Below are 12,138 nucleotides of genomic sequence, written 5' to 3'. Positions count from 1 at the left end.
ATTTAATAGGTTCTGTATGAATAATAGGCCAACGTTTATACTAGTATTACTCGGATTGCTGATGGCATCTTGTAATCAGTCGATTGACCAACCCTCCGATCCACCAATTTTGGCTTCCAAGGTGGTAGAGCTGAGAAGTGGCCAGCTACCACAAGGAGCAGAATTGCTCTTCACTGTTTGGGGAGAGACGGCAGCAGATAGTCTGCATATTACTACTGCCCAACAATCCAACGGTGGATGGGCAGTGAAGAAACCTTTTGAGTTTAAAAAGAACTCGCAGGTGTCTGCTCTTTTTCCTAGTCACCTCCAAAGACATGAGGAGGCCATATTGGTAATGGAGCGAGAGCAATCACCTGTCTATTTCTTTAGTAAGAAGTTAGGAGAGTCGGATAGTCGTAAACTAGATATTGACTTCCGACAAGTACAATCGACCGTGTCTATGCACTTTGATGTGAGCCAATTCTCTCCTAATGATAGGATTGATGAGGTGAGGGTCCAGAGTAGGTATACCTATGGGTGGATCCACCTCAATAATGGCAATTTTACCCGTATGGATATTCCCTTTGATGAAAGCACAGTATACACCCACAGCGTAGGTAAAACTATCGCAGAAGTGTCTGACCAAGGTAAATATACCTTTGACTATCTACTACTACCACAAGGAGAAACTAGTATGATGGTGTGGATCAAGATTAACGGCAGGGACTATGTCACTTCTCTGCTAATGAATGAAGCTCGTAGCAATCACCAGTATCACTTTGAGATTTCTCTACTAAATAGATACTCTATTACTCCACTTACAGATGAAGAAAAAAAGAGAGGTCAAGTGGATGGCAATGAGGTGATTGAGGATATATTCTTCTCCGACTATGAGTATACCACGACTAGTGAATACCTAAAAAGTATAAGTAACAACCACGGAGTGGTATTTACTTATTGGCTAGATAGCCGTATAGAAGAGGTGCCAGAGCTCGAGTATAAAGTCCTTATCCGTGATGAGGTCGGCAATGTTGTAGCTCGTAGTCCAATTTACGGAGGCTTAAAGATTCAGCCGTACCACTATGATGGCTTCTCTGTACCTATTTATATCGATGCCCCAAAAGAGGGCAAGTATACTCAACAACTCCTCCTCCGCAAAAAGGGCGATACCCAATGGTACGAGCCCAATCAAAAGGGTGATGACACACCCCAGGACAAAGAGTTTGAAGTTCATCGCGAACAATCTGTATTTGCTTCCGCATTCAGACTGGATAAAGGCGGAGAAAAAGCTAGTGTAGCAGGTATTACCCAACGTAAATACAATCACCCTTATACAGCTCAATTGACGCTTAATAATTACAGCTCATCACCTAAAACTGTAAAAATTCGACTTTACAATAGACGTGCTCCAAAGGAGATGCACTCTAATATCACATTAAGTGACGAGAGTGCTTGGCAGGATTTGGTGGGTCATACATCGGTAGTACTATCACCTCTATCATCAAATGAGGTGCTGATTGATTATCAGATAACAGTCAAGCACAGCTCAGTAGATAGATTCAGTCCCTACATATGTGCTACTATCACCTACCCCGACCAACCTGAAAAGGAATATCCCCTACTTATGGATGGCTCACTTATCTTCCGGGTAGCCTCTTCTGTATATCATCCAGCACCTATTGTTACCAATAGCTATGTCAATAACAAGGCATATATCTCCATTTTTTAATTGTTAAATCGGGAAGTTCGATTGCCCGATACTACCCGATACTGCCCGATATTGCCCGACTTCTTGGAAGTGTAGGTAACTATATAGTAATTTGCAAGTAACGAATCAATTTATAACTATAGTTTTATGATGAAAATGAAAAGTATGTTTAATTTGAAGAGGCTGGGCATGACAATGTCAGCCCTCCTCACTATGTGTGTAGGAGCTTCCCTCGCATCATGTGATAGAGAGAAGCCTAACTGTAAACCTGACCCCGAGAGGAAAGGTGTAGAGGTGTTGGTGGATGCCTACAATATCCGTACAGGTGTGACGACTCGGCTTGTGAGTGGTGATGCTGGCTATAACTTCACTGATATGGCAGGCAATGGGACTGTAAGAATGCAAGGTGGTGGCTTTAAGCCGACAATCGGGAAAGACAACAATATTGATGTTTTTCCTACCTTCTTTGGCGATCAGAACGTTGTATTCAAAGGTTGGTCTTGGCGTTACTCTGACGACCCAGAGGGTACTCACCGTAACGGTTTCAGCTCTATCCAAAGTGACTTTGTCATTACCCCTTCTCTCCAGCCTGATGCTGGTCTCCAAAAAATGGTCTCTGACAAGTTCACTTGTCAGTATCGCCCGGGTAGCGACCATAATCAAGTTTATGTAAAGGTTAGTTATGAGAAAGTAAATGCTGAACAAATCATTGAATTAGACCTATTGACAGGCGCTTCTGGCATGAAAGCTTCTTCTGCTAAGTATGGTGAGCTATTGCAAGTTTTGGGTACTACTCAAATGATTAACACATTTACTACTTATTTTAGTAGTGGCGATAATATCACGGGAGAGGTTCAACACCCTTATGAGACAATCACAAAAATCAAATGGGGTAGTCTTGACCAGCTTATCAATTATCTTAGTCCTCTTCCAGACCTTACTGGTACTATAGGTGATGATACTAGTATTGTTCTTTCTGAGATTGATGCCTACCAAGGTGATTATATCGAGATAGATGGAACTGCTGCAACAGGAAATAGTTATGATAATTTTATCTCTAAGCATGTAGCTAGACAATGGGTTTGGGAGTTTCAGTCTTTTATAAATGCTGAAAGATTGATCGTAGAAAACTATATTTCAAACCTAAAATCCAAGAAAAACAGTCTACCACAAGGTGATAATGTTTATTATTGGATTCGTCAACAGTAACAATTAGTAGTTACTAAACCTGAACTAAACAAAAAGCTATCCCCACGTAAATTATTAGGTGGGGGTAGCTCTCTTTTTTAGATTTGCACAAAGATATAACTCTACTCATTACCCATTTTGTCTATCGATATCCTTATGTGATATAAACCTTTTCAAAAACAACAGCTACCGCCACTAGAGAAGTACCCTAGTAGCGGTAGCTTTAATTATCTACAGTAAATAAACTTCACTTGCACAAGAGAAATCTATTAAGCCCCAGGTATCCACGTAGGCGCTTTTTTCCAAAACTCTATCCCTCTCTGGTAGTTTTGGATTGTTCGGTTCTTTTTATAGACTTGTACATATTCTGTTTCGTACTCTTCTATTGCTGGATTCGGGAACTCTTTGCTAACTATATTGTCCCCATAGTTGCGTGTGTCCTCACAGTTACAGGTGCCATAGTCTAGGAACCTTCCGCAATAACCACATACATATTCGTAGATAGGGTTTAATGGTGGTAGCTCAGGAAGCTCCAAAACTGGAGAAAACAAATCATAATTGACTTTTACATAAACTTGATTATACAAAACGACTGCCACTAATGGGTTAAAACTCCATTGTGGCAGTCGCTTCTATTGCTTATAGGGATTGGACAGAATTAGTATCTAGTGTACATTTTCGTCCAAACAAGGTTATCTTTTTCGCCAATAGATAGAGTCTGATTGTCTTTTTCGATTACCTTGCCATTAATTTTCTCTTCCCAAGTATAGTGAATAGATATTGCATTCTTTGGCTCCAAAACATTATGAATAATGCGATAAAAGCCCAACCCTGACACTAAAGTGTCCTTTGTCTTAAAGACAATTGTAGTAGTCCCTTCAGGGAGTTTCACCTTGGTGTTAATGGCTGGAGCTTTCCAATCCTTCCCATTTAGGTATATATTCTTAATACCAGTGGCTGCATATTGTACTTCAAGCTCAACAGGTGTTGTCACCATGTAAGTGTGGGTGATTTCCTTTCCTGAGCTTGGTGTATTACCTCCTCCGCCACAAGATATTAAGGTAGAAGCAATTAACAGTAGGGATAGAATGTTAATGTAAAATCTAGTCATGTTGTCAGTAGTTTATATTTAGTTAAAAATTCACCAGCAAAGCTACAGTAGCTTATCCTTATATAGTCAATCTGTTTACCATTACCAAAATGTAAAGCCATTACGGTTTACGAAGCTTTGCCCTGGGCTTTCATCTCTAGGTTGTGACCTTATACTATTGTCATCCCAATCAGCTGTTTTGTTGTTTGCATCTCCAAAACTATACTGTTGCATTCTATTTGTCATGGGGTAGTCTATTCCCATCATCATGGTTTCCTTCCCATTTTCGACCCAATAGAAGTGAATAAGAGGAGCTGGTCCTAGACGAGCCGAACCTCTTCCCCCTAAGCTAAGCCATCCATAGTCTACCTGTATAAGCTCAACAGCTACCTTTTGTTCGCTGTTAGGCAGTATTGTTACCTCCGTCCGACCAACCTCTTTACTCCAGCTAGAAGAATAATATGTTCCTAGAACTCCACTACGTCTTCCTGTTTCATCTAGTCTCCATTGCCCAATTGGATTAAACATCGGCAGATATTCAACTCTAGCTACTACTGTTCCCTTTAGATATTGATTAGAGGTGTTCACTGTGGTAACCGCAATAATATCTCCTGCCTTATATTTCCTATTCCACCAGTTTTCTTCGGGTGCTTTGTTTAAGTATTCGTTTTTTTTGTAGGCTTCTCTATCTTTGTAGATGTATCCCATATACCATCTTGGAGCTACTAGATTATTAGAGTTCCTGTCTACCACCTCTATAATATCGATATCCTTATATGGACTCTTCTCCATCGGCACAGGTTCTAAGTATCGTTTCGAGCTCTCACCTCCTAAATCTATAGTTTCAAAGCCTGTAAGTGAGTCTAACATAGGTAGCTTATACCACTTTCCATACTCCTTTTTTCCAACCCACTCCTCGGGGTAGGAAATGAAGAAAACAAGCCTATACTTCCCTGCTTGGGCAGAAACAAAATAATGTCCACTTGGTATTTTATAATGAAGTCCTCCACCAGCATAATTATCATACTGCGGTGGATACACCTCTACTAATTTTCCATCTAGAGTCTCTAATCCCATTGCATAACCCCAATCACGCTTGCCGCTCTCCTCTTTTTTTCCCATGAGTACAAGCCACTCAATGACATTCATGTCATCCTTGTAGAGTTGCTTTGAGCACATTGTCTCATCTACTAGAGGTCTTACTTGATTCCAACCATGGTTTCTAGCTTGTTCCTCTGTAAGTTCACCAGCGTAATTATTGGTGATAAGGTTAAAAGCATCTTGGTTAGCTTTCTTCCAATACTCTACATCAATAGGTGGTGTAAAGGCTAGAGCAGGGTTAGTTATCTCTTCAGAAGCTAGTGTGAAGACTATAGAGCCTTCATCTGTGGTGATAGTCTCTGTCTTCTCTCCATTGGAGTTGGTATAAGTGATTGTAGCACTTACGCTCTGAGACAATGTTGGAAAAGCGAGCAGAATAGTATCCGCTTCACTCCCCTCCCACCTCTCTTTCTTGTGTGAAATCGTGATAGCTTGTGATGTTCCCTTCCACCCTTCATGAGTGTAGGTAGCTTCTCCTATCGCACCATCTATCTTAATAGATATGTTGGAGACCTCTTGAGTCCAGCTGCTATTCTTGATAATGAGCTCCACTTGTCTATATGGACTTTGAAGCGTAGCCGTAATTGCACTCATCTTGGCTCCAGTATTAGCTACCAAGATGTCTGTATAGTATTGTGAAATGGTAAACTCACCTACCTCCTTGTCCTTGGTAGGCGATGGAGTGAAAGTAAATCCATGAGGTGTAACCACTATGTTGCCAGCTCCCTTCGGAAGATAAGATGCCATTATCGATGTCGCCTTTGCTAGTTTCTTGCCGTCCACCATCTGTGGCGTTACCCACTTAGAGCCATTCCAAGTCAGATCAAAAGGCATTGGTTTGTCCAATTCTTCGCCCTTAGCCCAAAGATGCACCACATCGTTTATCCCCCACTCCGTCGTCATCTTATTATCTTGTATGATGGCACCTCTAGTGATAGTTCCTATCCCAAGCTCCACGTTAACTGGTTGTGGAGGCACATCAGGTTTATCCTTTCCTTTACAGCCAGCAAGGGAAAGTACTACCATTGTACCCATTATCAGTTTCTGAAAATATCTTGTCGCTTTCATAACTGTATCATTCTAGAAGTTATACTCTTTATATCTATACTCAAATATACTGATTTATAGTGAGATAGACAAATAAATCGTGATAAAAAAACGATATTTTTCACATCTTAACTATTAAAAAAAGAACTCTGAGCTCAAGGTGACTAAAAGAGTTCAGAATGTGAGCCTAATCTAACCAAATAGATAACCTCTTCCCCTATATCATTATGCTCTATCCAAATCAATAGTAAATCCCCTTCTATATGTAACTCCATATGTCCCTCATAGTTTCCAATAAGTCTATGTGGTCGCATATAGGCTGGGATTTCTTCACCCTTCGCTAACAAAAGAGTAACCTCTTGTATCTCCCTCAATCTTCTTTTATCGTGACGAAACCTTTTAAGATCCCTCTTAAAAGCGGTAGACTGCTTAATCTTCTTCATCAAAGGCGGTAGCAATAAAGGTATCAAGACTAGTTGGGTCTATTTCGCTCAATCCCTCTCCCTTTTTCACTTCATGGCACGCTTCGAGTGTCTCCTCATTATAAGGTCTATAGCCCATCCTATAGAGGATAGTCTCAATGTAATTACTCAAAGTCCTATTCTCTGCTTTTGCCTCCTTTCTCACTTGTGCCAATAAGTCGGCATCAATAGTGATAGAAGTTGAAGCCTTCGTATTCATCTTACTCGTATTCGCATTCATATTGTAATCTATTATATCATAACTGACTATATTATTTTACAACAAAGGTATGTATTTATTTTGAAAGTGCAAAAAATCACCCTCAATCCCAAACGATTAAGAGTGATTTTATATCTTAGAAGTACATACTAAACAGCATTACTTGTCACCATAATGTCCTAATATGTCAGATATGCTTACTATTGACTGTTCCTCATCAATCCTGTAAACAATACGGCTTTTCTTGTCTATCCTCCTTGACCATGCACCTTGGAATTCATGTTTAAGTGGTTCAGGCTTTCCTGTGCCAGTCTGTGGATGTTCGGCTAATTCAATAAATAGTTCCGAAATCTTTTTCATCGCTGCCTTATTGCCTGATTTCTTAATCTGAGATAGATGCTTCTCTGCATTTTGTGAGATAATCAATCTATACTTTCCCATAGATTGTGTGCATCGATTTCCTTAGACTTACCCTCTCTTATCTGTTCAAAACCCTCTCTTATTGCCTGCATTTCCTCGCTTGTAAATGCCCCCTCCACGACAGATATCTTCATGGCTGGCTTTCCCGGTCTTGACACGAAGATAGGCGTTTTTTCTGCAAGCTCAAAATACTTCTTTTGATTTGCCCTAAATTCAGAAGCTGTTATCGTCCTCATATTTCTTACTTTTCTACTTGTTCTACAATTGTACATCTTATGTACAATACAAAGGTACGCATTTATTTTATAACGACAAAAAACAATGAAAAGTTTTATCAAGCTTATCGCAATCATTCCTCTCCTTCTTTCTCTCGCATATACACCAAGCGTCGCAGACTATACCTTCTAACACCTGAGTTATAGGCACCGCAGGTATATACTTCGCTACTCAAAGACATTGAAGTGTCTTTCACTTACCTTCTACCTTGAAAAGAAAAAGGGTGGCTGGCGAAGCCTCTTGCTCTTTTTTCTTTTCAAGGTTTTTCCTAAGGTGCGTGCGTGCAACAACACGCATATATATATTATATGCGTGTTGTTGCACGTATGCACCAGGGGGCTAATTTGTCTAATTATCTGATAATGATATATATTTGGCTGTTTGGATTTTTTGTATTACCTTTGACACGTGATGAGGAAATCAAATCACCGAGCTCTTAGATATACCGCTTATTGGTTACAATTTGGTCACAAATCTTTTGTGTCCCCAATAAGTTATTAAATATCAATTAGATACAAAAGTCGTTCGAGTCCCGTCTTCGGCTCTTTAGCCATCAAAGGTCATTATCGGGATGTTGTTTTTGCACCCTATAGATAAGCGGCTCCTCTACTGAATATGTTTCTTCCCTTAGGAAAGTGAAGGAATATGCTCAGTAGAGGAGTTCTCATTTTAGCTCTTAGCATTGACAATAATTTGGATATATTAGCTATTATCGAAGTCTAATTCACGTAATACTGCTGTATCATATACCTAAGAAGAAAAATATTGTTACCTTTGTACCTAGTTGCGAGGCATGAAGATTTCTATACTAGAAGTTATCGTTTAATAGGGAATTTGGTGAAAATTCAAAGCAGTTTCTGCTACCGTAAAAGTCTGAGAGGACATGTTCCTCAAGTTATTGGCACTCATAAGTTATGCCACTGAAGATAATTCTTTGGGAAGGCAGCCGATAATCGACAGAGCCAGGAGACCTGCCTAGCATCACAGAAATTGTATTATTGATGAATACCTATGCCCAGGAATAGGCAGGTATTTGGTTTATTTTATTGATTATTCTTATAGTGATGTGCTTTAGAGATAGGCATAAATTAGGGTACGCAATCTCATGTGTACTGCTCTGTTGTGTATTTGGCACCAACCTTATGGCGCAGACCAATCCATCTGACTCCATAAAGATGTATGGAACCTTAGACGAATTTGTAGTTACAGGTACTGGTACACAGCATTATAGTTCCTCCTCTCCTGTCCGCACGGAAGTAGTCACAAAGCAAGATATCATCAGCGTATCTGGCGAGAGTATTGAAGCCATGCTAATGGCTCTATCCCCATCTTTCGATGCCCTAGGCAGTGCTATGGGGAGCGGTATTACGCTCGGAGGCCTTGGCAATAATTATATCTTGGTATTGGTCAATGGTCGGCGCTTGCACGGCGATATAGGTGGAGAGAATGACTTGAGCAAGATAGACCCCAATATGATAGAGAAGGTAGAAATAGTAAGGGGCGCAGCCTCTACGCTGTATGGCTCCGATGCTATGGCGGGCGTCATCAATATCATCACCAAGGATTATACCGACACGCCCCTCTCTATCCTCAACACCTCACGCATAGGCTCCTACGGTCAGTGGCAACAAAGCAATACGCTAGCTTGGGGGTACAAAACCTTCTCTAGCGTCACCCAGTACTCTGGAGATAGGAGTAGCGGTTGGCAAAATAGCACCCAAGAGATTTACCGCAACGAACTCTATGAGAATAGTACAACAGAGACAACCAGCGCATTCTACAATCATAAGCTCCAACAAGAGTTCGCTTGGCGTCCCAATAAACAATGGGAGGGAAAGGCGACAGGCATGCTCTACAAGAAAAGGATATTCCACACCCCTGGAGCGCCACGCTGGAGAATGTATAACCTCAGGTACAATGATCAATCAGCGAGTATAGAGACCACCTTCCGACCAAGCATATACCAGACCTATAGTTTGCTCGGGAGCTTCGACCGTCACGCTTATCACTACGATTACTATAATAGGTATATGGATGAGTATATCAAGGAAGAGCTCCTTGATGACGGTCGAATCCACTACGTACCTATACCATTCTACTACCAGCCCGGAGAGTCCTCGCTCGAAAGCGATCAGCGACAGTATCTAGTCCATGGTAAGGGCATCATGCAATTGAGCGACCAACACCGCTTCTCTTTCGGTATAGAAGGAATAGTGGATCACCTCATCGCACCTAATCGTATGCCCAATGGCTCTGCCTATTCATATACACTCGCAGCCTATGCTCAGGACGAATGGCAGATAAGTAAGGTCTTCAATATCACTGGCGGATTGCGATACATCTACCACAATGCTTTCGGTAGCCAGGTAACTCCGAAGATATCTTTTCACTACGTACCTGGCAATATCGGACTACAGATAAGAGGTACTTATGGCAGAGGGTTCAAGACCCCAACCATCAAGGAGATATACTATGAGTATGAACGTGCCATGATGGGAAAGCTCAGAATGTACCTCGGTAATCGTGACCTCAAGCCACAAGTTTCCGACTTCGCTTCTCTAGGATTTAGCTATACACCTACCCGCCGCCTGACCATGCACCTATATGGTTCGTACAATCAGGTAAGAGATATGATCACGCTTATCCCCGTGAAGCTCCCTCCTAAGTATTATAGCGATGAGGGACGTGTTGTGGATGGAGCAATGCAGTACGTCAATGCCGAAGATGCACAAATATGGGAGCTAGAGTACACACTCAACTGGCGCCCTACCAATTACCTAAAGCTATCTGCCGGATACACTTATACCAATACGATGGCTACAGTATTCGATGCTAATCTTACAGAAAAGGGGCAACCACCAGTAATGGTGAAGCACCCTATTGATGGTACCTCAACCCATAAAGGCACTCTTGGGGCAACCTATACACTCAAGAAGAAGAAGTACGAGCTAACGGCTGGTCTACACGGTCGTATGCAATCGGAGCGCTACTACGCTTACTATGGCAATGCCCCTGGATACATGCTATGGCACCTTACTACCACTCAGAAATTTAAGTATTGGAAACATTGGGATCTTCAGCTCGCACTAGGTATCAATAATATCCTCAACTATAGGGAAACCCATCCTTATGGTCTCAACTTCGGTACCAAGACACCTGGCCGCACGGTCTTCGCTAAGGTCACCATTGGCTTCAACCAAGAAAGCAAATAACCATTATATAACTCATTAAATGATTTACGACATGAAAAAGTTTGTTACGACGCTGGTAGCTCTTGCTACTATTACCTTTGTCGCAGGTACCACTCTTACATCATGTAAGGGTACAGACAATCCAGCTGAGAAAACCTCTACTAACCCAGCAGATGCTTTCCCAAAGAAGCACGATACTGCAGTGCTTCTCGTTACCTTTGGTTCTACATTTGAGGTACCAGAGAAGACCTTTGATAATCAAAAGAAGTTCTTTGGGAACGCTTTCCCTAATACGGATCTTTTCATCTCTTATACCTCACGTACTATCATCAACCGCCTACAGGCTCAGGGCAAGGAGTTTATTCCACCAGCTAAGTGGATGGAGAGCTTCCGTGGCAAAGACTATAAGAATGTATACGTACAGTCCCTCCACGTTATCCCTGGTGAGGAGTTCACCCTCTTAGACCGTGCTTATGTACACAAGGAGTACAACGTATACCTAGAGGATGATCGCCGTGGTCGTAACAATGCAGTACTTGGCAAGCCGCTTCTCTATTCAAAGGAGGATATCGAGCGTGTTGCTAAGATTCTTGTAGATGACCATAAGGAGGCTATCAAGAAGGACGAAGTAGTTGCATTTATGGGACATGGTAACCCAGAAGAACTTCATAGAGCAGCTAATCAAAGGTATATTGACATCGAAAAGGCAATGCGTGAATATGCGAAGAAAGAATATGGTCACGACCATATTTATGTAGCGACTGTAGATTTCCCAGATCGCCTATTCACCTACCTAAGTGCTGAACTTAAAAAGATTGAAGGAACTATCCCAGCTAAGAAGATTCATCTACAGCCTCTTATGACCATCGTTGGTGACCACGCTAATAACGATATGGCTGGTGATTACGATAAGGATGCTAGGGACGATGAGCAGAGCTGGAAAGTACAGCTAGAGAAGAAGGGTTGGACTGTAAAAGCTCACATGAGAGGTCTTGGTGACTACAAAGAAATCAATGACATTTATCTAGAGCACCTTAGAGAAGCTATCAAGGAACTCTCAGAGAAGTAAGGTTACACCTCAGTAATATACTGAGAGTCTCTATCAATAAAGATACCGAGCAATTACAAGGTTGCTCGGTATCTTTGTTATTTTCTATCGATATAGATAACTTCCGAAAAGTACATCTATTGAGACTGTTACACCTAAGCAAACTACAGCATTGCTTTGCCTGTGGGCGACCTACAGATCGGCATTCAGGCTCTATTACGTACCAAAGCACGCTCCCCTCGCCCTCAGTCTCAGCGCCTTGTATCATGCTTCCGTGCAAAGTCTCAGCCTATTAGCAAACATATTAGTAAGAGAGTTGCTTGTGCAATATGCTCCTATTACCCCTAGTCTACTGAGGCGTCAAATGAATTAGCCATATCAGTCAAATTTATCTCTAGGAATAAATTTA

10 protein-coding genes and 1 riboswitch are annotated in these 12,138 nt (G+C 41.5%); of the genes, 4 read left to right on the top strand and 6 right to left on the bottom strand.

Features of this window, described 5'->3' with window-relative positions; all coding sequences use genetic code 11:
• The first annotated feature begins 16 nt into the window (after positions 1 to 16).
• Positions 17 to 1,708: a hypothetical protein gene (locus tag A3GG_RS0109680; RefSeq protein WP_026215766.1), complete on the top strand. Its 1,692-nt coding sequence runs from the start codon at positions 17 to 19 to the stop codon at positions 1,706 to 1,708.
• Positions 1,709 to 1,834: 126 nt separating this feature from the next.
• Positions 1,835 to 2,896, top strand: coding sequence for a hypothetical protein (locus A3GG_RS0109675; RefSeq protein WP_156808727.1), 1,062 nt, complete (start codon positions 1,835 to 1,837; stop codon positions 2,894 to 2,896).
• Positions 2,897 to 3,533: 637 nt separating this feature from the next.
• Here the strand turns inward: A3GG_RS0109675 and A3GG_RS0109665 are convergent.
• From A3GG_RS0109665 to A3GG_RS0109640, 6 genes are all read right to left on the bottom strand, one after another.
• Positions 3,534 to 3,986 (bottom strand): hypothetical protein, encoded by a 453-nt coding sequence (locus A3GG_RS0109665; RefSeq protein ID WP_018359093.1) that lies wholly within the window; start codon positions 3,984 to 3,986, stop codon positions 3,534 to 3,536.
• A gap of 81 nt (positions 3,987 to 4,067) precedes the next feature.
• Positions 4,068 to 6,134 (bottom strand): hypothetical protein, encoded by a 2,067-nt coding sequence (locus A3GG_RS0109660; protein WP_248637678.1) that lies wholly within the window; start codon positions 6,132 to 6,134, stop codon positions 4,068 to 4,070.
• Positions 6,135 to 6,277: 143 nt separating this feature from the next.
• On the bottom strand, positions 6,278 to 6,556 hold the full coding sequence (locus tag A3GG_RS0109655; RefSeq protein WP_018359091.1) for a type II toxin-antitoxin system YafQ family toxin: 279 nt from the start codon (positions 6,554 to 6,556) through the stop codon (positions 6,278 to 6,280).
• On the bottom strand, positions 6,543 to 6,815 hold the full coding sequence (locus A3GG_RS13775; RefSeq protein WP_018359090.1) for a hypothetical protein: 273 nt from the start codon (positions 6,813 to 6,815) through the stop codon (positions 6,543 to 6,545). Before A3GG_RS13775 ends, A3GG_RS0109655 begins: the two co-directional genes overlap by 14 nt.
• Before the next feature lie 138 nt (positions 6,816 to 6,953).
• The gene (locus A3GG_RS0109645; RefSeq protein WP_018359089.1) at positions 6,954 to 7,235 is read right to left on the bottom strand and encodes a Txe/YoeB family addiction module toxin; all 282 of its coding nucleotides are present in this window, start codon (positions 7,233 to 7,235) and stop codon (positions 6,954 to 6,956) included.
• Entirely contained in the window at positions 7,217 to 7,450 is a 234-nt protein-coding gene (locus tag A3GG_RS0109640) for a type II toxin-antitoxin system Phd/YefM family antitoxin (protein WP_026215763.1), read from the bottom strand. Before A3GG_RS0109640 ends, A3GG_RS0109645 begins: the two co-directional genes overlap by 19 nt.
• A gap of 812 nt (positions 7,451 to 8,262) precedes the next feature.
• A riboswitch (cobalamin riboswitch) is annotated at positions 8,263 to 8,483 on the top strand.
• 71 nt (positions 8,484 to 8,554) lie between these two features.
• On the opposite strand from A3GG_RS0109640, the gene A3GG_RS0109630 reads away from it, so the two are divergent.
• Both A3GG_RS0109630 and A3GG_RS0109625 read left to right on the top strand, forming a co-directional pair.
• On the top strand, positions 8,555 to 10,702 hold the full coding sequence (locus A3GG_RS0109630; protein WP_018359086.1) for a TonB-dependent receptor plug domain-containing protein: 2,148 nt from the start codon (positions 8,555 to 8,557) through the stop codon (positions 10,700 to 10,702).
• A gap of 31 nt (positions 10,703 to 10,733) precedes the next feature.
• Complete coding sequence (locus A3GG_RS0109625; RefSeq protein WP_018359085.1) at positions 10,734 to 11,750, top strand: sirohydrochlorin cobaltochelatase; 1,017 nt, start codon at positions 10,734 to 10,736, stop codon at positions 11,748 to 11,750.
• Positions 11,751 to 12,138: the final 388 nt, after the last annotated feature.

Origin of the sequence: Porphyromonas levii DSM 23370 (genome assembly GCF_000379925.1) — a bacterium.
Classification (GTDB): Bacteria; Bacteroidota; Bacteroidia; order Bacteroidales; family Porphyromonadaceae; genus Porphyromonas_A; species Porphyromonas_A levii.
This window is presented reverse-complemented; position numbering and strand designations above follow the sequence as displayed.

Excerpts from the sequence above, each read along its gene's own strand:
- A3GG_RS0109680 (WP_026215766.1), top strand. The coding sequence starts at position 17 with ATGAATAATAGGCCAACGTTTATACTAGTATTACTCGGATTGCTGATG.
- A3GG_RS0109675 (WP_156808727.1), top strand. The coding sequence starts at position 1,835 with ATGATGAAAATGAAAAGTATGTTTAATTTGAAGAGGCTGGGCATGACA.
- A3GG_RS0109665 (WP_018359093.1), bottom strand. The coding sequence starts at position 3,986 with ATGACTAGATTTTACATTAACATTCTATCCCTACTGTTAATTGCTTCT.
- A3GG_RS0109660 (WP_248637678.1), bottom strand. The coding sequence starts at position 6,134 with ATGAAAGCGACAAGATATTTTCAGAAACTGATAATGGGTACAATGGTA.
- A3GG_RS0109655 (WP_018359091.1), bottom strand. The coding sequence starts at position 6,556 with ATGAAGAAGATTAAGCAGTCTACCGCTTTTAAGAGGGATCTTAAAAGG.
- A3GG_RS13775 (WP_018359090.1), bottom strand. The coding sequence starts at position 6,815 with ATGAATGCGAATACGAGTAAGATGAATACGAAGGCTTCAACTTCTATC.
- A3GG_RS0109645 (WP_018359089.1), bottom strand. The coding sequence starts at position 7,235 with ATGGGAAAGTATAGATTGATTATCTCACAAAATGCAGAGAAGCATCTA.
- A3GG_RS0109640 (WP_026215763.1), bottom strand. The coding sequence starts at position 7,450 with ATGAGGACGATAACAGCTTCTGAATTTAGGGCAAATCAAAAGAAGTAT.
- A3GG_RS0109630 (WP_018359086.1), top strand. The coding sequence starts at position 8,555 with ATGTGCTTTAGAGATAGGCATAAATTAGGGTACGCAATCTCATGTGTA.
- A3GG_RS0109625 (WP_018359085.1), top strand. The coding sequence starts at position 10,734 with ATGAAAAAGTTTGTTACGACGCTGGTAGCTCTTGCTACTATTACCTTT.